General features: G+C 62.2%; 20 protein-coding genes. 6 read left to right on the forward strand and 14 right to left on the reverse strand.

Translation table 11 applies throughout. The features are described from left to right. Nucleotides 1-4 precede the first annotated feature (4 nt). The 10 genes from BOS5A_RS13745 to BOS5A_RS13785 form a co-directional block, all read right to left on the reverse strand. Nucleotides 5-877 carry a Mom family adenine methylcarbamoylation protein gene (locus BOS5A_RS13745; protein WP_070156509.1) on the reverse strand — a complete coding sequence of 291 codons (873 nt, stop codon included), beginning with the start codon at nucleotides 875-877 and terminating at the stop codon, nucleotides 5-7. Nucleotides 878-950: 73 nt separating this feature from the next. Next, entirely contained in the window at nucleotides 951-1,157 is a 207-nt protein-coding gene (locus BOS5A_RS13750; RefSeq protein ID WP_066044522.1) for a hypothetical protein, read from the reverse strand. Between the two features lie 102 nt (nucleotides 1,158-1,259). Next, nucleotides 1,260-1,877 carry a hypothetical protein gene (locus tag BOS5A_RS13755; protein ID WP_070156508.1) on the reverse strand — a complete coding sequence of 206 codons (618 nt, stop codon included), beginning with the start codon at nucleotides 1,875-1,877 and terminating at the stop codon, nucleotides 1,260-1,262. A gap of 10 nt (nucleotides 1,878-1,887) precedes the next feature. Continuing rightward, complete coding sequence (locus BOS5A_RS13760) at nucleotides 1,888-3,084, reverse strand: DUF932 domain-containing protein (RefSeq protein WP_070156507.1); 1,197 nt, start codon at nucleotides 3,082-3,084, stop codon at nucleotides 1,888-1,890. A 100-nt stretch (nucleotides 3,085-3,184) separates the two neighbouring features. Continuing rightward, nucleotides 3,185-4,198: a deazapurine DNA modification protein DpdA family protein gene (locus BOS5A_RS13765; RefSeq protein WP_070156506.1), complete on the reverse strand. Its 1,014-nt coding sequence runs from the start codon at nucleotides 4,196-4,198 to the stop codon at nucleotides 3,185-3,187. Nucleotides 4,199-4,209: 11 nt separating this feature from the next. Continuing rightward, on the reverse strand, nucleotides 4,210-4,524 hold the full coding sequence (locus BOS5A_RS13770; protein ID WP_070156505.1) for a hypothetical protein: 315 nt from the start codon (nucleotides 4,522-4,524) through the stop codon (nucleotides 4,210-4,212). 45 nt (nucleotides 4,525-4,569) lie between these two features. Further along, nucleotides 4,570-4,845: a zinc finger domain-containing protein gene (locus tag BOS5A_RS16295; protein ID WP_070156504.1), complete on the reverse strand. Its 276-nt coding sequence runs from the start codon at nucleotides 4,843-4,845 to the stop codon at nucleotides 4,570-4,572. A gap of 3 nt (nucleotides 4,846-4,848) precedes the next feature. Then, nucleotides 4,849-5,553, reverse strand: a complete 705-nt coding sequence (locus BOS5A_RS13775; RefSeq protein WP_070156503.1) for a hypothetical protein — start codon at nucleotides 5,551-5,553, stop codon at nucleotides 4,849-4,851. 68 nt (nucleotides 5,554-5,621) lie between these two features. After that, nucleotides 5,622-5,960, reverse strand: a complete 339-nt coding sequence (locus tag BOS5A_RS13780) for a hypothetical protein (protein ID WP_151955602.1) — start codon at nucleotides 5,958-5,960, stop codon at nucleotides 5,622-5,624. Nucleotides 5,961-6,198: 238 nt separating this feature from the next. Continuing rightward, a complete protein-coding gene (locus tag BOS5A_RS13785) occupies nucleotides 6,199-6,702 on the reverse strand; it encodes a hypothetical protein (RefSeq protein WP_070156501.1) in 504 nt (167 codons plus the stop codon). Between the two features lie 164 nt (nucleotides 6,703-6,866). Here BOS5A_RS13785 and BOS5A_RS13790 point away from each other — a divergent pair, with 164 nt between their 5' ends. After that, complete coding sequence (locus BOS5A_RS13790; RefSeq protein ID WP_070156500.1) at nucleotides 6,867-7,832, forward strand: MucR family transcriptional regulator; 966 nt, start codon at nucleotides 6,867-6,869, stop codon at nucleotides 7,830-7,832. Nucleotides 7,833-7,898: 66 nt separating this feature from the next. Here the strand turns inward: BOS5A_RS13790 and BOS5A_RS13795 are convergent, their stop codons facing one another. The 4 genes from BOS5A_RS13795 to BOS5A_RS13810 all read right to left on the reverse strand — a co-directional run bounded on the left by BOS5A_RS13795 (nucleotide 7,899) and on the right by BOS5A_RS13810 (nucleotide 15,768). Continuing rightward, entirely contained in the window at nucleotides 7,899-12,191 is a 4,293-nt protein-coding gene (locus tag BOS5A_RS13795; protein ID WP_199857376.1) for a strawberry notch-like NTP hydrolase domain-containing protein, read from the reverse strand. A gap of 152 nt (nucleotides 12,192-12,343) precedes the next feature. Next, nucleotides 12,344-12,712 carry a hypothetical protein gene (locus tag BOS5A_RS13800; RefSeq protein ID WP_070157233.1) on the reverse strand — a complete coding sequence of 123 codons (369 nt, stop codon included), beginning with the start codon at nucleotides 12,710-12,712 and terminating at the stop codon, nucleotides 12,344-12,346. A 92-nt stretch (nucleotides 12,713-12,804) separates the two neighbouring features. Next, nucleotides 12,805-14,796 (reverse strand): ParB/RepB/Spo0J family partition protein, encoded by a 1,992-nt coding sequence (locus BOS5A_RS13805; RefSeq protein ID WP_070157234.1) that lies wholly within the window; start codon nucleotides 14,794-14,796, stop codon nucleotides 12,805-12,807. 33 nt (nucleotides 14,797-14,829) lie between these two features. Then, nucleotides 14,830-15,768: a DUF7146 domain-containing protein gene (locus tag BOS5A_RS13810; protein ID WP_070157236.1), complete on the reverse strand. Its 939-nt coding sequence runs from the start codon at nucleotides 15,766-15,768 to the stop codon at nucleotides 14,830-14,832. Nucleotides 15,769-16,283: 515 nt separating this feature from the next. Here BOS5A_RS13810 and BOS5A_RS13815 point away from each other — a divergent pair. From BOS5A_RS13815 to BOS5A_RS13835, 5 genes are all read left to right on the forward strand, one after another. Then, nucleotides 16,284-16,490 carry a hypothetical protein gene (locus tag BOS5A_RS13815; RefSeq protein ID WP_124810433.1) on the forward strand — a complete coding sequence of 69 codons (207 nt, stop codon included), beginning with the start codon at nucleotides 16,284-16,286 and terminating at the stop codon, nucleotides 16,488-16,490. Between the two features lie 102 nt (nucleotides 16,491-16,592). Beyond that, nucleotides 16,593-16,988, forward strand: a complete 396-nt coding sequence (locus BOS5A_RS13820) for a hypothetical protein (protein ID WP_070157108.1) — start codon at nucleotides 16,593-16,595, stop codon at nucleotides 16,986-16,988. Nucleotides 16,989-17,333: 345 nt separating this feature from the next. After that, a complete protein-coding gene (locus BOS5A_RS13825; protein ID WP_234419338.1) occupies nucleotides 17,334-17,813 on the forward strand; it encodes an RNA polymerase sigma factor in 480 nt (159 codons plus the stop codon). Then, nucleotides 17,806-18,873 (forward strand): FecR family protein, encoded by a 1,068-nt coding sequence (locus BOS5A_RS13830; protein ID WP_070157106.1) that lies wholly within the window; start codon nucleotides 17,806-17,808, stop codon nucleotides 18,871-18,873. Before BOS5A_RS13825 ends, BOS5A_RS13830 begins: the two co-directional genes overlap by 8 nt. Nucleotides 18,874-19,022: 149 nt before the next feature. Beyond that, nucleotides 19,023-21,578: a TonB-dependent receptor gene (locus BOS5A_RS13835; protein ID WP_199857377.1), complete on the forward strand. Its 2,556-nt coding sequence runs from the start codon at nucleotides 19,023-19,025 to the stop codon at nucleotides 21,576-21,578. Nucleotides 21,579-21,581: the final 3 nt, after the last annotated feature.

Here is a 21,581-nt window from a genome sequence, read left to right on the forward strand (position 1 = left end):
ACGGTCAAGCGGCATGAGCCAATAACGGCAGTACGGTGACGTCACCCCCGGTCGCCGCGCGATCGAGCACGGGGTAAGGCAGGCTTGGCACCTTGCGGGCGGCGATCCGGGCGGCGTTCGTCAAAGGAAATAAATAGGTGTGGTTGCCCGGGTGCTTCCGGCGGCGCAGAAAACCGACACGTTCAAGATCGGCGAGCCAGTGGGCGGCATCTTCGCCCGAACGACGGGCCCGAGCACCGGCGGCCACCAGCTGTTCGGCTGCATAGCGCTGACCGCATTCGTCGTTGCGGATCTTGGAGATCGCCCGGCTCGAAATCGGCTGGCCGTTGGGCAGTATGAGATCGATGCGCGCTGACGAGCGTCCGGTATAGCGGCTGCCCATCACGCAATAGAGCGTGCCGACATGGCCGGGCATGAACACCTGACCTTGTTCGTCGGTGCGACGGATCGGATCGGCATAGGAGATGACCGACACGATCTCCGGTTTCTCGCGACGCAGCAGTTTGAAGGCGCGCGAGAGCATCCAGGTTTCGGCGTTACCGCCTGTGTCATCGAGCAGCACGAGGCGCCCGAGGTCGCAGGCGCTGCGCGGATCGGGGAGACCTGCTGATTTCGGGACGCTGGCATTGTTGACCGGGTGGGCGAAGACGCAAACGCCGACCAGGTCGGATTGCCCACCGGCGCCGTTTCGGAAGAGACCGACCGACAGGCGCGTGACAGGCATCGAGGCGGCATAGTGATGCTGGCGTACGAAAGGTGCTGCCTGTTTGACGGTATCGATTATATCGACGGCGAAGCGCCGGGGATCGATCTCGGTGGCGCCGGGCACCCAGCGGCAGCGCCGATCGCGCCAGCGTTGGCTTCTGGTGATGATCATGAGCGGCAACTCCGGTTGCGGTCGCGACTCCTCCCGCTGCGTCGCGATCGGCGGCGGGAGTAAGCCGGGCTGCCTATTGCGCGATCACGCGACGCGTGAGATCGGGGATGCGCGCATTGTCGTAGGGGCTGGAGACCGACATCTCGATCGCGTCGCGTTGGGCGCGATACCAGTCGGTCGCTTCGACCGTATAGGTCTCGGTCGCGTAGGGTTCGCCACCGCTGGAGAATTCAACGGTGACGGTGAAGGTCTGCATTTCGACCTGGGCGGATGCGTGCATGATCGGATCCTTTCGATATGAAAAGGGCGGCTCCGACCTGGGTCGAAGCCGCCTCGGGGTGGACGGGTGTTGAAGGTTGGCCCGTTGGGCCGGACTCGATGGTCAGGCGCCTGCGGCGCTGCGCCATCGGGCGGCGGCTTCATCAGCGGTCAGCTGGCCATGGCTCTCGGTGCAGAAGCGCTGGAATTCGGCTTCCCAGGCAAGGGACGTGGTTTCCAGCGCCTGGATCACTTCCCACAGGAAAGCCGTGGCCGAGCCAGCCTCGGCGACCGGGACCCAGAGGGCGAGATTGTTGCTGTCCGCGCCGCATCGCTCGCAGGTTTGGCTGTCATAGGTCGCGAGCAGCGACCATTGCTGGGTGGTCTCGTCCCAGATGGCGTTCGCGTCCCGGCAGATGTCCGCGCTGCCGCAATGACGACAGCGCGGCATGAGCGGAGCCGCTGTTGGCGTGACCGGTTTCGTCCCGTTCGCCAGCGGCGGATTATCACCTTCGGCGAAACCGGGAGGTAACGCCAGCGAGGGGGCCGCATAGGCGCTATCCACACCGGGCCAGATACCAGTCAGGTAAGTGGCGCCGCTATTTTCATAGTCCTCCTTCTGGCCTTCCCAGTCGTTGTCCTGGACGGCGAGCCGGCAGGCATCTTCGGCGGTTGCCGCCTGATAGGTCCGGTGCCGGAAAATCGGCAGCCGGTAGGTGCTTTCGATCGTGAAGCTCGGCACGGCGTCCTCCTCAGTTCGCCTTGGCAAAGAGCTTGCGCGCCTTGCCCTCGATCTCGAGCCGCGTGTCCTGGTTGGACTTCGCGCGTGCATGCGCGGTGATGCCCTGGACAAAATCGAACAGGCTGGCGGGCGGATGGCCTTCTTCGGCGATCACCGACTGGATGATCTTCGCGGTGTCCGCCTTGGAGAAGCCGTTCTTGCGCAGGAAGGAGTCGCGATCCTCGTCGGACCGTGCGACGATACGGCCGCGTGCCGTCTTGATGCCTTCGATGAAGCTCATGGCCGAGGAGTCGGCGAAGGTCTCGAGTGCGGGCGCTGCTTCATGGGCGAAGCGGTTGGCAGCGAATTTCGAGTGGCGGATGGAGATCTCCTCGAAATTTTCGACGCCCCAAAGATTACGATTCATGCAAACCGCGCGCAGATAAAAAGTCGCAATTCCCAATGTCTTGGAGCCGACTTCTGAGTTCCAGCAATAAAATCCGCGAAAGAAGAGATCGGGATCGCCATTCGGCAATTTCCCTGCCTCGATCGGATGCGTGTCGTCGACGAGGAACAGGAAAACGTCGCGATCCGACGCATAGAGGGTCGTCGTCTCGTGCGTGACGTCGACATAGGGGTTATAGCGCATCGAGCGCCAGTCGAGCACGCCCGGAACCTTCCAGCGCGTATCGGAAACGCCGTTGCCCGCGATCTTCATGACAGCCGCGACCAGCTCATGGTCCCAGATCCGGCCGTAATCGGGTCCGGTAACTGCCCGCAATTCAGCGCGACCCTCATGGGTCTTGAGAAGCTTCACCTGCTCGCCGCGATGGCTAAGGAGGCCATGCTGGAGATTGATGCCGGCGAGCGCGGCGGGAAGGTTGCGCAGATAGGAGGCGGGAGCGCCCACGAGGCTCGACAATTGACCGAACGACCAGTTGGTGGGGGCGATCGGCTCGGCTTCGCCGGGAACGATGAGGCTGAGGCGCTCGGCATTGTCCATGCTCGCCTCGACGCGGACGTCGCGGCTTTCGACGATGCGTGTGCGCGCACGGTCAGCGCGGCGTCGAACGCTCTCATAGAGATCGTCGAGGGACAGGAATTTCTCGTCGTCGGGACGCGAATACCATTCGGACGAGACCCGTCCGATATTGCGACCGCGGGATATGTCGACCTTGTAGGCGCCCGAGACCTGGGGCGCGTCGATATGCTGGGCAAGCGTTGCCATGGGACATCTCCTGGTTGGAACGGCCCGATCCGTTTCGAACCGGCCAACCCTTCCCCACCCCCTTCCCTCCCATCCCGGCGCGTGGCGCCTCGGTTCAGGGCTAGCGTGCGATACTGTCCCGGTAGATGTCGGCCGCCCATTGCTCGACCCAGAGCGTCGTCACGTCCTCGTGGCCGATGTCGCCGTCCTCGACGAGAGAACGGATTTCAGCGCGCGCCTGAGCAATTGCCTGCTCCCAGGGGTCGGCCGGGGTTGGATCCGACTGTGGCAGGAATAATTCGGACTGGCGGAGCACCGGAGCCCCGCGAAGGCGCGCGAACTGGCTGGCCGTCCATGCCTGCATGTGCTGCGCCACAAGGGTGTCGGTCTTCGGGATCCCTTGCGCGAAGGCATCGTGCCTTGCGGCCTGGCCATAAGCCTGGCTGTCGATCGAGGCGATCCGATGCTCGATCCCTTTCAGATGGGAGAGAGCGGTGCCCTTGATTCCGAAGCCATGCAACATGACCCCCTTCGGCAGAATTCGGTCAAGATGATCGAAGACAGCGATCAGCCCCTCCGGACCCGAGGCATGGCGGCGGCACATGCTGCCCACGCCGATCAGGGGCGTACGACCATAGTCGAGTGCGAGGCCGTCGAGGCAGCGCTCATAATCCTCGGGCCGCCGCCCCTGGATCACCGGCATCAAGCGGTGCTCGATGCCGAGATCGCGCGCGCCCGACCGGCAATCGAAATTGGCGCGGATCGTGCGCGATATCCGATCGAGCACTTCCTCGCGGTCGCAGGCGATTTCGGGCTCGACACAATAGTCCATGCTGGCGAACCAGTGGAATGGATAACTCGCCGCGAGCGTGAGATAGTCGCCGGTCGACCAGGGGAAACCACCATAGCGTGCCATGGCGACAAACCCGGCGGAATCAAGTGAGAGGCTGGCCAGTCCGCGAGCATTGTCGAGTTGTCCGAGGTTCCAGCCCTGCCATTCCGGCCAACCTTTGCGCCGGCTCCAGCGCGAGAGCGCGTTGGCCGAAATCAGCGTTGGCACCCGCATGTCGACGGCGCGCTTGAGGATTGTACCATTGCCCAGGTGTGGAAGGCCGACGATGATGTCGATCGTCATGGGGCACCTCGCTATCCGATCGACCAGCAGCACCAGCGTTCGGCGGCCTGGCGTGGGGTGAACAGGTCGAAGGCGTTGGCGCAAAAGGACTGGAACGCCGCATTGAGGGCAAGGCCGGGATTGCCGAGCCTTTCGATGACCTCCCACATGAAGCGATCCGCCGGGTCGGTCACGCCTCCCGGTTCGCTGTCGCGGCAGTGGGCAAGAAAGTCGGCGAAGGTGGCCAGATCGTCCTGCGTGCCGATATAGCGCAGGAGAAGGCCGATTTGTGTGGCCTCGCTCCAACCTTCGCTGTCGGCAAATTGATGGAATAGAGTGTCGGGCATCTTTCGCTTTCAAGATAATGGAGGAGACAAAACGTGGGCTTGTGCTCAGTCGAACAGCGGCAGGCTCGACTGACGGTCACAGACTGCACGGCCGCAGATGCCGAGGGGGCATGGGCCATATTTGCCCTCGCGGTCTGCGAGGAGGTCGCGAGCGGCATGAAGTTCGACGAACGGGCCGCTGTGGCCGCTGGGGCGCCGGCAGCCAGCGCCTGCGGGCGCGTGGCAATCCGGGCATGGGACAAGCAATACGGGATCGACGTCCCAGCATTTGCCGCAGCCTGGCTTGTTGCAGACCGCCGGTCCCTTGACGATGAAGGCCATGGCTCAGGCGGCGTCCCGGCGCAGCCACTCATAGAGCAGATGTGAATCGGGATCATATTCCGAGCCGTTCGAAATCCGCACGAGCTTCCCGTCGCAGGCGAAGGCGGAGGCGCGCGGAAAGCTCAGATAGGAGCGGCCCTCGAGAATGAGATCTCCTGAGCGAACCTGTGTGATTGCTCTCGTCGTTCCGAGCGAACGGTGTCCGGCTGGCGCATCGACGAGCTTCAGGCTGTCACCGGCTCTGACCTGCTTCTTGAACGCGGCAAGGGAGACTTTGGCTTCGACGGGATTCTTTGCTCCCCGACGCGCGGCCAATGCTGCCCAATAGGCCTGCCCGACCCGTGCCTCGCAGTAGAAGGAGCAGGTGTGGTAATCCTGGAGCAGGTTGGAGCGCGTATAGCCGAAGCGCTCCATCTGGTCGCGCACCGCGATAAAAAAGTCGTTCTGCGCGTCACGCCCGGTAAGGTCCGCTGGCGTGTCGAGTATCTCGGCAATGATCTTGCGGCCGCCTGCGAATTTTTCGGTCTTGATCGCGAAGCGCGTGTCGGGAAATTTGGTCTTGAGATGACCGTCGATGCGCGCGGCGAGCGTCGAGAGATTGTCGCCGGTTCGATAGAGGTCGCCCTCATAATGGAAGTTGCCCCGCTCATCGAACGGGGTCTGGCTGTACAGGCGCGTGGACGCGCCCGGCGTCGAAACGTCGATCATGGTTTTTCTCCGTGTTGAAGCTGTGGCGGCCGGTGCTGCGGCCGGCTGTTGTCAGGCCTCAGGGGCCCCTATGGTAATTCCATCGCGATGAAGGCGCGGGCGCGCTTCACGGCGACCTCATCGATCTGGCCCGCGACCTCGGGCGTGGTGGCCGCCAGGCGATCGATCGCGCCAAGCAGGTTTGAGAGCAGATGAAGCGCTGTTGGAGATGCCGTTGAACTATCCCAGCCCGGCGGCGGTCCGGCGTGGCAATAGCCATGATCGAGCGACCCGTAGCGCCTGACGATCGCGAGCGCCTGGTCGGCTGTTTCGCAATCGTCGAGCGCGAAGCGACACGTCATTTCATCGACTGTGATGCCGGCGTAGAAGAGCGCCGCGGACACGCCATTTGCGAGTGTGCACCGCATCGGGCGGTTCGCTTCACGGTGGATATAGGCGATGTTGCCCAGTCGATCGGTTGCACGAATTCGAACGGCGTCACGACGCGGTGCGGCGTTGGTCGTTCGAGGATTGTCGTCAGAGGCGAGCATTTCCGACCGGGCGTCGATCCATGCGCAATAGCCAAGACGGTATCGTCGTTAGCGACCTCGGTTTTCCAGTCGTCGATGGGATGGTCGGGATCGTCTTCCCAATGATCACGGTGGGTCATGAAATGCCTCCCTCAAGCGCCTTTGAAAGCGCTTCCCGCGTGAATTCCATTTCGATCCGGTCCGGGAAAACCGCGCACCACCCTCCGCCGAAACTGTCGAGATAGGGTTTGGTACAGGTGAAGCTCCAGTCGAACCCGACCGGGGCAATCGCCAGCGACGATTGGCAGCAACGCTGGATCACCCCGGCGATCGGCCAGGGCTGAAAATCGATCGTGCTGTAGATGGTAACCGTGCAGGTCTTCGGATCTTCGATGGAATTCGCGACCCGAATGTCGGCGCCGAAGTCGGGAAAGTTCGCGTCATCGAAGATGGCGGTAAACCCGCTCAGCGGTTTATCGCCAATGGTCGGCGGAAAGACTGCCTTCAATTCGTCACTGATGGGGTCGGGCTTAAAATCCCCCATGAGATCGGCGGCAAGCTGCCATGCTTCTTCGATCAGCGCGACTTCAGCGATCGAGCAGGTGAAGGCGAATGAGCCCTGGATGAAGTGGTCGGCCATGGGGCCTCCATGAACATAGTGGGCAGCCCAATTGCCGCGCCACCCACATCCACCCTCCTCCCCTCCCTTTGACTTGAGCACCGAATGAAGGCACGAGTTCGTTTACGCTTGCGCAAGAGCGTCTGGTTCAAGACCTGTGTTTCCAGCAAGAAGAAGGATGTTACATGGCCGAAGCCGAAGATTCGGGCGTCATGTCTTTGACCGTGACGTTACTCAGCGCCTATTTCGCGAACAACACGGTGCCGAGTGGCGAATTGCCGGCGCTCGTGGAGGGGACACGGCGGGCCCTCCTGGGCGGCGCGCCTGTTGCGATACCAGCCGCCGCTCCTGCGACTGAAGATGTTGCGCAGGAGACGCCCGTGGCGGCGCCCGAAACGTCAGCGGCTGCACCGACGACGCCGGTGCCCGTGCCGGAATATAAGCCGATGGTCTCCATTGAGGAAAGCCTGGCCTCGGCCGATCACATATTGAGCCTGATTGATGGCAAGCCCTACAAGGCCCTGAAACGACATCTGTCAGCGCACGGGCTGACCCCTGCGGAATATCGCGGCCGTTATGGCCTTCCGGCGGACTATCCGTTGGTTGCGCGCGGATATTCGGCGGCCCGGAGGGAAGTCGCACTGAAGCTGGGCCTCGGCGGCAAACGTAAAAACTCTCCTTCGCCTGTTGCCGAGAAAGTGTCTTCACCCCCAGTTACCGAGGCGACCGAGCCTGTTGTTTCTGAGACACCCCCGGCAAAGGCCGCGCCGGCACGTCGCCCGCGAACCAAGACGGTGGAGGCCGAACCGAAGCCTGCGGCCAAGAAGCCTAAGCGTAAGGCCTCTCCAGCGCCTGTAGCCGCGGGCGAGCCTGCCTCCCTGGTTGCCGAGGCAACAGAGTCTTCCGTTGCCGACACGCTCCCAGCAGAGACCGCTCAGGAGCGTCACCCGCCGGTCAAGGCTGCAGAGGCGGCACCGAAGCCCGCGACAGAAAAGCCTAAGCGCAAGGTCTCCACGGGCTCTACGGTCAAGGCGCCTGTCGTGAGCGCGGATGCGGCACCAAAGCCGAAGCGTATTCGGGCGAAAAAGACGGACGCTGAAGCGGCTCCAGCGGCTGAGCCCACGCCGGAAACCCCGCTCGCGGCAAGTTGATCGATGCGGTCCGGGCGCGCAGAGTTCCCGGACCGCCTTTCAAGTGTCGATCAGACTTCAGATGGGTCAGGTCCGCGTCATCGCCAGGATCGCCTCGATGACCTCGTTCGACCGGTCGAGTGGAATGAACAGCCGGGTCTTGTACTGAATGACCTCGCTGAACACGCCGTGCGCCTTAAGCCGTTCGCGATCCTCCGGCCGGTAATTGCGGATTTCGAGCCGACGTGACCCGTTGACGAGCGCGGTTGCCATTGTCGCGCCACCCAGGCCTGGGATTGCGATACCCGTGCCTTTCTGGGCGGCGGCGCCAAGTTCGGCAGCGGTTAGCGCGATCGTGCCGTCGAGACCAAACGCTGATTGCAGATCCGCCATCGCCGCCGCAGGGATGAGCCGCCCGAGGATCGAAGTTCCCTGACCATCGTCGATCCGCCAGACGCGGACATCATCTTGTGGAAGTCGGTGCCATACCGGCAGGAGAAGCCCGGTCGCGACGTTGACGGTTTCGATATCGACCTTGGCTTCCGCCTCGTTCGCTTCGGCTTCCCAGAGTTGCTGAAATTTGTCGCGGTCGATCTCTTTCCAGAGGCTGGCCCACATCGCGATTTCCTGCATGCGGGTTCCACCGGTCGGACGAACAAGCTGGCACATGGACACGATGCGCCCTTCCTCGTCCGTGATCGACCAGGACGGCACCTTGAGAGCGACGCGCTTGGACCGGCTGTTCCAGAGATAAGCGATTTCGCTCGTGCCGTCCCAGATCTGCATCAGCCGCTTCCAATGCATGACGCGCGGGCGCAGATGAAGCTCGAGCCGCAGCAACCTGGTTTCGGCCCCGGTCACCGGATCGGTGCGCAGCGTCTGCTCGGATCGGGTGATGATCTGTTCGGCGCGGATGGTCTCGACCCCGACGTCGAATGTGCCGGCCTCGCGCGCCGCATCAATGCGCGCCTGGATCAGGCCCATATATTCATCGAAGATCGCGTTCTGGGTCGCGATCCTGAGCGCGAGGATACGGTTGAGCCAGCGCTGGATCGGCGGCAGTTTCTCCAGAAGTGTGCCGTCCTCGTCGGTGAGCTTGAGGCCGGTCATGCCCTGGAAGCGCTCCATGTTCACGCTCGAGAGCTTGTTGCCATGGAGAAGATGATACCATTGAGTGAGGGCTTCTCGCGCGTAGTCGCTTTCCAGATTATCCGCAGGATCGAACAGGTTCTGGCCACCCGTCTGGCGCTGCCCGCGTGTCAGCGCGCCCAGACTGTCGAGACGGCGCGCGATGGTCGAGATGAAGCGTCGCTCGCCCTTGCAGTCGGTCGTCACCGGCCGGAACACGGGCGGCATGCTCTGATTGGTGCGATGGGTGCGCCCCAGACCCTGGATCGCGACATCGGCCCGCCAGCCCGGTTCCAGCAGGAAATGGACGCGGCGCTTGTCGGCCGTCCTGCAGGTCAGGTCAGCATGATAGGAACGACCGGTGCCACCGGCGTCGGAGAAGACAAGAATGGGTTTCAGCCCGTCCATGAATGCCTGGGTCTCGGAGAGATTGGCGCGTGCGCCGCGCCGTTCAAGCTTCTGGGAACCGTCGCTGCCGATGACGATGCGACGCGATCGGCCGGTCACCTCGGCGACTTGGCTCGTACCGAAATGCGCGAGCAGCGCGTCCAGAGCAGCCGGAACCGGCGGCATGGCGCAGAGTTCCTCGATCAGCGCATCGCGCGTGGCCAAGGCTTCGGCGCATTCGACCATATTGCCCGCTTCATCACGCATCGGCTCTGATCGGAGCGAACCGTCGCTGGTGGCGAAGACATGCATCTGCTGTGTCGGGAAGGCGTTCTTGAGGTAGTCGATCATGGTCGCTCGGGGCGAGAGTTCCAGATCGAGATGAGCGCGTTCTTGCGGAGAGATTTCAGCCAGCCGCCTGTCGAGGATAGCCTCGGCGGTGCTGACAAGTTGAACAACCGCGACGTTGCCGGCCGAGAGTTCGGTTTCGATCGCCTTGAAGACCGTCGGCATCTTCATCGAGATCAGCAATGCCGACCAGAAGCGCTGCTTGGAGCTTTCGAACCGGCTCAGCGCAGATCCCTTAGCCATTGCGTTCAGGGTTCGGCCCGAGGCGCGATCAACGATATTGGCGGCTTTCAATGCGGCGTCGACATTGCGATGAATCACGGCCCACGCGTCGGCATAGGCGTCGTAAATCTCGATCTGGGCGGGTGTAAGCTTATGCTCAAGCGGGTCATATTCGACCCCGGCGAAGCTGAGTGCGCGGGCCGTGTAGAGGCCCATGGCCTTGGTGTCGCGCGCCACGATCTCCATCGCCGCGATACCGCCCTCCTCCATTGCCGCAAGGAAAGCGTCTCTGTCCCGGAAGGCGGTGCCTGGCCCCCACAGGCCGAGCCGCGCGGTGTAGCTCAGATTTTCCGGCTTGGTCGCTCCGGTCGCGGAGACATAGATGACCCGGGCGCGCGGCAACGCGATCTGCAGCCGGACGCCGGCAAGGCCCTGTTCGGACCCCTTGGCCGCGCCAAACTCGGTCTCAGTGCCGGCCGCGTTCCCGAGTGCATGCGATTCGTCGAGCAGGATGACGCCGTCGAAGTCTGGCCCCGCCCAATCGAGCAATTGTTGCAGACGCGATGCGCGGTCATGCCGCTGAGAGCGGAGCGTCGCATAAGTGAGGAAGACGATCCCGCTAGCCATGGCGACGGGTTCACCGAGGGGAAACGCATCGAGCGGCTGGATATCGATCGGCACGCCCCCGAGCGCGCTCCAGTCCCGCCTTGCGTCCTCGATCAAGGCCGAGCTGCGCGAAATCCAGATCGCCCGGCGGCGGCCGCGGTTCCATTGGTCGAGGATGATGCCCGCGCCTTCACGGCCTTTGCCGACACCGGTGCCGTCAGCGATGAAGAAGCCCGTCCGGTAAACCGCGCCTTCCGCATCCTCGTGCAACTGGTCGCCCGCCTTGTTGGGGGAGAAGGTGCCTTTGAGATCGCGCTCACACGCTTCGCCGGCATGGATGATCGTTTCGAGCTGGGCGTCAGACAGGGCCGCGAAAGCCTGCGGCTGGAACATCGGACGATAGCTGGGCGCGGGCGGCAGCACGGATGCCATGGCAACCGACTCCACCAATTGGTCCGGGTGGGGCCTTGCGCCGTGAATTTCGATGCGTGCAGGCCGCCAGGGCGCGTAATGTCCGAGCGGATCGCCCGCTGGCAGCGGCGTTGCGCGGATCGTATAGTCGACCGGACTGGCACTTCCATCGGCCGCTATGCGGTCGGGGACAACCAGCGCGCGCTTCTGGATGCCGCCGAAGATCGTCGACGGCGATGGCTTGGCGGAGGCGCGCGGTCGCAGGGGGATGACGGCCGGTGCTGGCGGCTCCGGCTCGGGCACGGAAAGGCGCGGCGGGACGCCTGCGACCAGCGCCGCGGCTTCCTCGATCGTTTGGGCAGTCAAGCGTTCCGTTGGCCCTGTCCAGCCTTTGTCGAGTATGATCAGGCGGACCGCGATGCTGGTGCCATGCTTGGCATAGGGGTTGCCGAGGATCGTGATTTCGACACGCGGCTTCGCGGTCTCGCAGACCATCGTATAGCCGGTGGCCGCTGTACCATCCGCTGCGAAGCTGGGTGGCATGATCGCGACGCAGCGGCCGCCCGGTGCAAGCCGCAGCAGCGCGGAACGCAAATGACGGGCGCCGGCGAAGCGGTCCTTGCCCCGACCGTCGCTCCGGCTGAAGGGCGGGTTCATCAGCACGAGGCTCGGGGAAACGCCGGGGGGTAGCAGGTCGTTGATGAATTCGGCGTCGTGGGTTGTGACAGGATCGCCGAGCAGCTTTCCAAGCAGCGCGGCGCGGCCGGGATCGCGCTCGTTCAGGGTCAGCGCGACACCGAGCCGAACCGCTTGAGCGGCCAGCATGCCGGTACCGGCAGAGGGTTCGAGCACCTGGTCGTCCTTGCGGATACGCGCGGCCTGCGCGGCGAGCCAGGCAAGCGAGATCGGCGTACTGAACTGCTGCATCTCGACCTGATGCTCGCTGCGATAGGTCTGGGTGGGGAGCGCCCGTTCGAAGCGGCGAAGCGAGGCGAATGCATCGGCGCCGTCCGGAACGATGCCGGTCCAGCCTCCAGGTGATTTGAGGAGGATAACCTGTGCCGCCTCGAGCGCATCATAAGCGTCGCGCATCGACCAGTTGCCGGTCGCGTCGGAGGCCGAGAAGGCTTCCTCCATCAGGCGTTTGAGGTCCTGGCGGCGAATAGAGTGGCCGCGTCGGAGCAGGTCAGACAACCGGGTGGCGACGTCGAGAAGACGCGTGGTCTTGGAAGTTTCAGGCTCGTCGGGATGTGCGAGCGCGAGCAAAGGAACAGACATGGCGGAACTCCGGATTGGATCAGGACCATCGCGGCCCACCACTCCTCCTCCCCCTTCCCTCCCGGTGTGCGGTCAGCATGAAAACAGGGCCGTGGCATGAGGCCAGGCCCTGAGTTGGAGGCAGAAGGTGAGACGGAGAACTTAGTGGCGCCCTATGATGATCCGAGAAGGATCACGGCAATCGACGGCTTCTCCTCAGACGGATGGTGCCGGCTGTCATAAGCATTGCGGCCCCCGCGACCGATGGTGAACAGGTCGAAGCTGGGCGATGTCCCACCATTCGCATTGGGGATGGTGGTCCCATTGTCGTGATATTGGATGTCGATGAAGCTCGGCGCAGCGCCGCGCTTATATTCGCCGAAGAAGAAGGTGATGCGGCGCCCATCGCTGGTGCGTGCGCTGATCGTGAAGTTCCCGTCGGGGATATCGATCGGCATGGTAGGCACATCGTTGAAACGGGCGAAACCGATCGATTCGGCGTCGCGTGCGGTCATGATGGGGAGCTGGGTGATATCGGCCATGGTCTGGTTCCTCGGACCTGGTTCGCCGCTTGAGGCGCAAGTGGACGAAAAAAGGGACCGCAACGCGAGGCTGCGGTCCCATGGACGTTGGATCAGGCGGCCTGCTGGAGTTCGTCATCCGAGCCGGTGACGCTCTCGTCATTTGCGGGCACCGGCTCAGGCGCGATGGCGGGCACGCTGAAACGCATGACGTCAGGCACCCAGGCGAGAGCCGCTTCGCGCAGTTCAGCCTCGATGGGGACGGAGCCGCCGAAGATCTTCTCGGCCGAGGTCGCGAGATCATGCTTCTTCGACGCACCGTAGCGGCTCGACAATTCCTTGCCCCCAATCTCTTCGAGATGGGTGAGGATCGCCGCCTTGCTGCTCAGGCGATCGAAATAGTTGTTCGCGGTCGGACGCCACCAGGCCGCTACATCGATTTCGAGCTTGGTGCCGAGATGGTCGATCATGGCCTCGCCAGTCTTGCCCGCGACGACTGCGTGGAGCGTCCGGGCGATTGCCCAGGCGAGCCAGGCCGCACGAACCTCATCGGGAAGCGCGCAGAAGGCGTCGTAGCGCTGACAGGCATCGCCAGCCTCGGTCCAGCTGCGATCGAGCGCCTCGTCGATCTTGCCCCATTCCTCGGCGGCAAGCGTGCCGCTCTGGTAGCCGGTGAGCCCGGAGAAGGGCTTATCGGCCTTGAGTTCGGTCGCAAGGTCGAAACCGCTGGAATGCCGGGTCGCCTTGTCGACCATCCAGAACGTTCCGAGATCGAGGGCGAAGCGCGGATCGCTGGCGATATGAACGCGCAGCAATTCGCTCTTCATCTCGGCCAGTTCCAGGCTGAGACGCTGGCTGTACGCGGACCTCCCCGTGGTGGCGACGACATCGTCGTTGTCGACCTCGCCTTCAGCCTGCTCGTCCTGCTCCTCATCATCAGGCTCGTCGACCGGAGCGACATAGAGTTGCTCGTGAAGGCGCGGCTGGCCGTCATGACCGATGACGACATAGGCGAGCGCCCCCGCCTTCTGCTCCTCGGAGATGATCGGTACGGGTTTCTCGATCGCGCGATATTCCGCTTCGAGCATTTCGACTCGGTTGGCCTGTTCGACCTGGCCGTCTTCATCAGCATCTTCCCAGGCTTCGTTGGCGGCCTCGATTTCAGCCTCAATCTCCTCGAGACGCGCCTGCTGCTCCGCCGTGAGTTCGGGCGCGTCGCCCTTGAGCGGGCGCAGGTCCCAGGTGTCGTTGTAGCTGACATGGGTCGAGGGAATGATGCGGACTTCCGCCAGCCCCTCACGGGTGCGCAGGTCTTCCGCGGCGGCCGCGAGCTTGTCCGCCACGAGACGGTTAAGGAGATCGCCGTCGATCCAGCGCTCGGTCGTCGAGTCGGTGAACAGGTCGAGATCGACCCGGCCGCCTGCCTCGATATAAGCATCGCGCCCGACCAGAAGCGCCTTGGGATCGCTGCCGACATAAGTGTCCTCAACGAGCTGACGTTTGATCTCGTTGACGTTGGCCCGGTAATAGCCATCCTTGAGGAGTTCGAACACCTCAGCCTGCTTGGTACGATCGCTATTGCTGGCATAGGCAACGGCTACATTCAGCGTGATCTCGCCGTTGCGCAGAGCTTCGAAAATCGGATCGGCGAGATCGGCAAGGCGAAGCCGACTGCGCACGAACCGCTCGGTGAGGCCGAAGCGCTTGGCGACGTCTTCGGGGGTCTTCTTCTCGCTCTCGATGATGTCCTGGAAGGCCCGGCAAGTATCGGCCGGGTTCATCGTGAGGTTGAAAAAGTTCTCTTCGAGGCTGGTCTCGATCGCGTCCTTGGCATTGCCCAGAACGAGGACCGCCAGCTGATAGTCGGCAGCGAACACGCCCTTCTCGATCAGGCGATGGACCGCGTCGAGCCGTCGTCCGCCCGCGATGATGCGGTAATGTCCCTTTTTGCGCGACACAGGCACGCCGATGAGGTTCTGGCGGACGCCCTTGACGGCAATATTCGCCTCGAGCTGGGCATCGGCGACGGGATCGCCGACAGTTCGAACGTTGCTCGGGGACTTGGCGAGGTTCGCCGCGGCCACGAGGATGGGTAGTTGGGTCATGTGGATAGTCTCCTGGCGGGGACAGCCTGACCATCAGGCCACTTTCCGCCACCACTCCCCCACTCCCTCCCCTCCCGCCCGAAGCACGTCGTTCCAGTCCTTGAAGCCGGGCGGCGGGAACTCGGTGTCGATATCGCGACCCGGCATCGCGTAGCTTTCGAGTGCGTGGGCGACGCCGATTTCGCCGGCGATGTCATTGTCAGGGAATAGAATCAGGCGCCTGACGCGGTCGGGGATCGCAATCTGATGGAGTCGCTCGCTGCCGAGCGTGGCCCAGACCGGAATCCCGAACAGGATCATTGCGGAGATTGCGGTTTCGACCCCTTCGGCGAGTCCAAGGATCGACGTCGCAGTGCCCAGCATGACTGCCGCGCGCTCGGGGCGGCCAAGCGTCATGCGTGGATCGGCAAGATCGCGGGCGCGCCGCGCATCGTCCCGATCGAAGAATGTGCGCTGGATGGCGATGAAGCGCCCCTCATCATGAAGGCCGCCGTCGTGAAGAGCCGTGATCATAGCGGGCCGGAACTCAACGTCGTCCCCCTGTCCGAGAGGTGTCCGGGGATGGAAACGCAAGGCACGGGGCAGCAGCGCTATTCGTCTGCGCCGCAGATAGATTTCGGCGGGTGTGCCGATCAATGGCCTGGCTTCATCCCATATCCGCAATGCCTGCTGACGCCGCCACAGGTCCGTTGGCATTCCCGCCGAGGCCTGAGAGGCCTTGTCCACATGGTGCAGTGCTTTTTCTTCGAGGCGCAGGATCTCATTGATGACGTCGCGAGAATCGCAGCCGGCGAAGCACTTGAAGAGCAGTGCATGGTCCCCCACGCGGACAGAGAGGCTGGGACTGCGGTCGGCATGGGCGGGACAACGGCACATCGCACCGCCCGGCTTCCAGACGCCCCCCAGACGCTTCACGATATCGGACCCGATAGCCTCGAGTTCCGGATTATATTTGCTTATGGTACGAGCCATGGGCGTGTCCCGAAAATGGGCTGCCCGCCGGTGGCCTCATCGGACGTGAAGAACGGCAGATGGGAAGAGACGGGCAAGCATTGGACGGGCGACCCGCAGATCACCCAACCAATTTCCGCCCACTCCCCTCCATCGCCTTGGCCGCGATGGTGCGACTGGTCTAAGTTTATGGCGAGCACCCATGCTCCCGGCCACCTACCCCAATGGGCCGAGATCTCCGGCAAACAACATAGGCTGGGACTCCAGCCTCTCGCCGATTTCTGGGTAGGTGATATCGAAACGCCGCAGCCTCTCGGTAAGATGCCGGGCGTCGTCGCCAATAGCGACTCTGCGGCGGACGCGGTCCGTCCCGACTAGCTCGCTCCGTAAGCTTGGCGAGGCGCTCGCAAGGGCAACCTCCAAATGAAGCGACAGCGTTGATTCGTCGAGTCGGGTCATCCCCTGAATGGAACAACGTAAGAACATTCTGTCAATGAGTGGAGGGCTGCAGCCTTCCCATATCGTCGGCGGGCATTGTGGGCACGCTTCGTTCCGCGTTGGCGAACACACGCCGCATCCGCAGCATCACGTCGGCCGGTTCGGGAGATTTCCGCCTTGACCTGGGCGATGTGATTGCTCCCGTCGCAGTGATTATTGATGACCATATTATCATCCAGAATGGAGCAAAGGGCATTGCGCAGCATTTACACGCAAAAATTTACAATATGAGCGACGCGACGTGAGTTTCCTTCTCGCATGAGAAAGGAGCTTCCCATGCCCATTCGCATCAGATTGAAGACCTATCGGCTGCGATCCGCGCGGCTCTCGGGACTGGAGAGCGCACAATGATCGAGGGGCAACGAATAACGACGACGGTCAGCCGATGCAGCATGATTGGATTGACCGAACAGGTACAACGACTGCGCGCCGACGAGTTTGGCAAGGATCTTTTCACGATTCCTGCATTCGAGATGTTACTCGATCTCTACACCCGCAGGAGCGTCCATCCGCGATCGCTGACATCGCTCACAGGCGCATCAAGCGCGTCGGAGCGAAACTCCCAACGCATTGTCCACCGCCTGGCAGAACGTGGCTTTGTCGACCTTCATCGTGATCCGTCCGATGGGCGCAGGATCATCGTCGAACTGAGAGAGGAAACGAACGAGATGCTCGATCGCTTCTTCGATCGACTGGTCGAGATGGCTGCCGACATGCCCATGCATCGTAGGCCTCAGAAGTGAAGGTTCGCCTGCTGCATCGCGGCATTGCGACATCCGATTTTCGCGCCTTGCCAGAGGTGAAAATCCGATGCACAGTTCTCATGCGGTCGGGAAATGGCTGGGATCCGGCTGCAGGATATTCCTTCCAAGCATGATGATGGGCTCATCCAAGGCGGTTGAGCGCAATTGTTGGACAATGTTGCCCGCCACCTTTGGGTGGTTTTGTCATGCTGTCTTCCGTTCAAAAAGGCGGCCGTACGTCGGTGCCCTTCGATCTCGTCCGGTGCGCCTGAGCATATGTACGGCGTACAACAAAACGAGGGCGCGTGCGCGCCTGCGGCCGCTGTATACGAGGAACGCCAGTTCGTGGCCATATATCGCGAGGAAGCACCGAAGCTGCGCTCCTTTCTCCGACGACGAATTTGGCTCGAGGACGACCGCGACGACATGGTGCAGGAGGCTTTCGCCAGGCTGGCAGCATCACGATCGGCCACAGCCTGGAGCAATCCCGGTGCCTATTTGCACGGCATCGTGCGGCATCTCCTCGCTGATCGGGTGCGAGCCTGGGCCAGGAGCCGTTCCTTGGACCCCGTGGTCTGCGCAGCCGGCCAGGAAGCGGCCGGGCCAGATGCAACGGCGGAGTTGAACCAAATGCGGGAGCGTTATCGTCTGGCTATCGACGGCCTTCCGCCCAGGACGAAAGAGGTATATTTGTTACATCGTGTTGAAGAACTCGGATACAGGCAGATTGCGGAACAGCTGAGCATCAGTATCCGAACTGTGGAGTGGCATGTGGCGGAGGCCATTACGCGCATCGGCAAGAGCATTGGCAATTCCAATGGCTGAGAACGAACAGCCGGAGGGTCTGCCTCGTATGGATCAGTTGACGCGCGAAGGGTCGCTATGGTTTGCGCGCATGCGCGGCCCCGATGCCCAGAGCTATCGGCCCCAGTTTGAACACTGGCTCTCGTTGGGTGCATCGCACCGCGATGCCTATGAGCGCGCGGGCGAAATCTTTGCATTGGGGCGCTTCCTCGCCAGTCAGAGGGAAGAAATCGAAGCTGAAGCCAACGACAATGGGCCGGCAGGTCATAATTGGAAATGGGCGGCCATCGCAGCCAGCCTTCTTCTTGCGCTCGGCACCGGCAGTTGGTTCGCGAACAGCGAGTTGCGCGGCCCGGCAGGTGGGACTCCCTTGGTGGCACAGGTGGATGCCCACACCGGCATCGAACGGGGTGTCTACGATACGGTGGTCGGTGGACGACGGAACATTCGACTCGCTGATGGATCTTTCGTCGAGCTCGACGAGGGCAGCGAATTGTCGACGACGTTCAGCGAGGGCAGGCGCGAACTGAGGCTCAAGCGCGGTCGCGCGCGTTTCGAGGTTGCACATGAAGGCCGTCCTTTCGTTGTATTGGCCGGCGGCGGCAGCGTGACGGCCCGTGGCACGGTGTTCGATGTCATTCTTGGCAGGGACAAGCGCGTCACGGTACGTTTGTTGCGAGGCGCTGTTGACGTCGAGCGCCCGCAGGGCGCGAAAGGCGGCCGGGGCGCAGCCGCCGCGGTGGCGAGACTGGAGCCCGGCGAGGTGCTGAGCTTCGCGGCCATAACCCCGGTGGCGCTCCCGAGCATTTCGGGCAAGGCCGCGATCGAGCCCGTCATGCTTAAACCGGATCAGCCGCTGATCCGGGAATATGAGCGCACGCCGCTGTCCGCCGTCGTTGCCGAAGCGAACAGGGACTCGGCGACCTCGATCAGATTGGCAGACCCCGTCATCGGGGCTCTCAGGGTCAGCGGGCGCTTTCGCGTGGACAATGCCGATCAGGTTGCGGACCGCCTCGCGATATTGTTCGATCTCGACGTCGAACGAACCAAATCGGACGAAATCACGCTTCGCAAAAGATAGTCCGAGATTTTTACACCCCCTACCCCGTAGATTGCAGTTTTGTTGCGATGCTCCCTGAAACTCCCGCCAGATTGTCGGGAATTTCATAGGGGGCAAGAATGGTCCAGATGCGGTCTCGGTCACGGTTTCGTTGTGCACTCCTCGCTGCGGTGGCGATTGGTACGCTTGTTCCGGGCGCCGCCGCACTTGCCCAGGAGCAACGCCGCGTCGAATACAAGATCGAGGCCGGCGATCTCGGGGAAGCCCTCAAGGCGGTCAGCCGCCAGTCGGGAAAGGACATCATCTTCACTTCCGAGGCAGTACTGGGACGGAGTGCTCCGGCGCTGCACGGAACCTATAGCGCTGACGAAGCGGTTCGGGCGCTGCTGGCAGGTTCCGACCTGGTGGCGCAGTTCCGGAAGGATGTCATCATCATCCGGGGGCGATCGAAGCCGTCGGGGGATCTAGCGGATCGCCCGGCGGATCAGCGCGACATCGTGGTTACGGGCTCGCGGATCAAGGGCGCTCCGGCGACATCGCCAGTCACGATCAGTTCCAGAGACCAAATTGAAAAGCAGGGCGCGACGGATCTTGGGAGCTACATCAGGCTTCTGCCGCAAAACTACAATGGTGGTCAAAATCCGAATGTCGCCGGCGGCGGGGCTCAGGGCAACAACAATAATGTGAGTTCCTCCTCCACGCTCAATCTGCGTGGACTTGGTCCGGACGCGACGCTTACATTGCTCAACGGCCATCGACTGGCTTACGACGCCTTGGCTCAGGGCGTGGACATCTCTGCGATCCCGTTAGCCGCGGTCGATCGTGTCGAAGTGGTGGCAGACGGCGCGTCCGCGCTCTATGGCTCCGATGCAGTTGGCGGCGTCGCGAACATCATTCTGCGTCCGGAGTTCCGCGGAACCGAGATCTCAACGCGCTTTGCAACGACGACAGATGGCGGCGGCAGACAAGCTCAAGTCTCGGCGGTGACAGGATCGACATGGTCGAGCGGTGGCTTCATGGTTGCAGCGGACTATCTATCTTCGGAGCGCATTAGCGCAGGGCAGCGCAGCTACACGGCCCTTATGGACGAGAGCGCGACGCTTGTACCCAGCGTGCGGCAAATCAGCATCGTCGCTACCGGCCATCAGCAGATGGCGGAAGGCGTAGAATTGAAGATCGATGGAACCTTCAGCCGGCGCAATTCAAAATATGATAATCCGTACCTGAATACAGGGGCAGTTACGGAAAACGGACTCCGGTCCAACCCCATCGTTCGCACCTATTCGGTCTCGCCGAGCCTGACCATAGCTTTGACGCCAGTCTGGTCGCTCAATTTCTCAGGGACGATCGCCGATAGCAAAGCGGACCTTCATTCAAGGCGATACGCTGCTTCGATCGAGACGCCGGGACGCCTTGTTTACGGAAACGACCTGAAAGCGTTGGAAGTGGGGGTCCAGGGGACTCTTGCAGAGCTGCCAGGGGGGAAGGTCAAGCTTGCGGCCGGAGGCGGAATCCGATCCTTGGGGCTCGGTGTTGAGGTATCCAACACGCCGTCCGGATCACCCACGATCGTGACCGAACAGTTTCATACGAGGCGGGCCGTCCAGTTTGCCTATGGCGAACTGACGATCCCGGTCATTGGCGCGGAAAACAGCCGGCCACTACTCTATCGGCTTGATTTCACAGCGGCGGGCCGGTTCGAGCATTATGAGGCGGTCGGATCGGTTGCGACCCCAAAGTTCGGCTTTCGCTATGCGCCATCGCCTGATTTGAGTCTGATGGGCAGTTGGGGCCGTTCATTCAAGGCGCCAACTCTTTATCAACAGAACCAGATACGACAAGGCGTATTGTTGCCCGGTTCAATCTTCTCCGATAATCCGAGCGGTCTTCCCGTCCTTTTGCTGGCTGGTGGGGGCACGCCCCTAAGCTCGGAGAAGGCTGAAACCTGGACGGCAACCATCTCGTTGACGCCGCGAGCGCTTTCAGGCCTGCATTTGCAGGCGAGCTATTTTGACGTGGCGTACAAGGATAGAGTTTCGGTACCAATTGTCGGCGCAACGGCCGCTCTGAACAATCCGATATATGCCAATCTTGTGCGCCTGTCGCCGTCGTCAGCCACTGTAGAGGCAGAAATCGCTCGTCTTCCTCAAGGACTTTCCAATTTTACTGGCGCAGCGTTTGATGCAGCCAGCCTCGCGGCGATCATCGACGCCACGGACCAGAATGTAGCTCGCCAGAACGCCCGAGGCATCGATCTCTCCGGCCAATATAAGTTCTCCATCGGTGGATCACAGACGCTGGAGCTATCAGCGAATGCGAGTTACCTCGAGAGCCGCCGCCAGGTGGCAACTGGCTTGCCATTCAGTCGATTGGCCGGCACCATTTTCAACCCACCGCACTGGCGCGCCGAAGGAGGTCTTACATATTCCCGCACGTCCTTCGACGCCTCTCTATTCGTCAACCATATTGGGGGAACCAGCGACACTCGATCGCTCCCCGAGCTCAATGTGGGATCGTTCACGTCATTCGACGCAACGCTAAGATATAAGGCCGATAAAACCAGTGGCATACTCGCCGGGACCGAGATCATGCTTTCGGTTCTCAATGTGTTGGATGAGAAGCCAGCTTCAATCGAGAACTCCGATCCATCGCTGCCGCCATATGACTCGTCCAACTATTCGGTGATCGGACGGCAGGTTTCTGTGACGATCCGTAAGCTATTCTAGTGA

It is taken from the genome of Sphingomonas sp. EC-HK361, from assembly GCF_902498785.1.
Classification (GTDB): domain Bacteria; phylum Pseudomonadota; class Alphaproteobacteria; order Sphingomonadales; family Sphingomonadaceae; genus Sphingomonas.

Coding starts and splice junctions, on each gene's coding strand:
- BOS5A_RS13745 (WP_070156509.1), bottom strand. CDS start 877: ATGATCATCACCAGAAGCCAACGCTGGCGCGATCGGCGCTGCCGCTGG.
- BOS5A_RS13750 (WP_066044522.1), bottom strand. CDS start 1,157: ATGCACGCATCCGCCCAGGTCGAAATGCAGACCTTCACCGTCACCGTT.
- BOS5A_RS13760 (WP_070156507.1), bottom strand. CDS start 3,084: ATGGCAACGCTTGCCCAGCATATCGACGCGCCCCAGGTCTCGGGCGCC.
- BOS5A_RS13765 (WP_070156506.1), bottom strand. CDS start 4,198: ATGACGATCGACATCATCGTCGGCCTTCCACACCTGGGCAATGGTACA.
- BOS5A_RS13770 (WP_070156505.1), bottom strand. CDS start 4,524: ATGCCCGACACTCTATTCCATCAATTTGCCGACAGCGAAGGTTGGAGC.
- BOS5A_RS16295 (WP_070156504.1), bottom strand. CDS start 4,845: ATGGCCTTCATCGTCAAGGGACCGGCGGTCTGCAACAAGCCAGGCTGC.
- BOS5A_RS13775 (WP_070156503.1), bottom strand. CDS start 5,553: ATGATCGACGTTTCGACGCCGGGCGCGTCCACGCGCCTGTACAGCCAG.
- BOS5A_RS13780 (WP_151955602.1), bottom strand. CDS start 5,960: ATGCGGTGCACACTCGCAAATGGCGTGTCCGCGGCGCTCTTCTACGCC.
- BOS5A_RS13785 (WP_070156501.1), bottom strand. CDS start 6,702: ATGGCCGACCACTTCATCCAGGGCTCATTCGCCTTCACCTGCTCGATC.
- BOS5A_RS13790 (WP_070156500.1), top strand. CDS start 6,867: ATGGCCGAAGCCGAAGATTCGGGCGTCATGTCTTTGACCGTGACGTTA.
- BOS5A_RS13795 (WP_199857376.1), bottom strand. CDS start 12,191: ATGTCTGTTCCTTTGCTCGCGCTCGCACATCCCGACGAGCCTGAAACT.
- BOS5A_RS13800 (WP_070157233.1), bottom strand. CDS start 12,712: ATGGCCGATATCACCCAGCTCCCCATCATGACCGCACGCGACGCCGAA.
- BOS5A_RS13805 (WP_070157234.1), bottom strand. CDS start 14,796: ATGACCCAACTACCCATCCTCGTGGCCGCGGCGAACCTCGCCAAGTCC.
- BOS5A_RS13810 (WP_070157236.1), bottom strand. CDS start 15,768: ATGGCTCGTACCATAAGCAAATATAATCCGGAACTCGAGGCTATCGGG.
- BOS5A_RS13820 (WP_070157108.1), top strand. CDS start 16,593: ATGATCGAGGGGCAACGAATAACGACGACGGTCAGCCGATGCAGCATG.
- BOS5A_RS13830 (WP_070157106.1), top strand. CDS start 17,806: ATGGCTGAGAACGAACAGCCGGAGGGTCTGCCTCGTATGGATCAGTTG.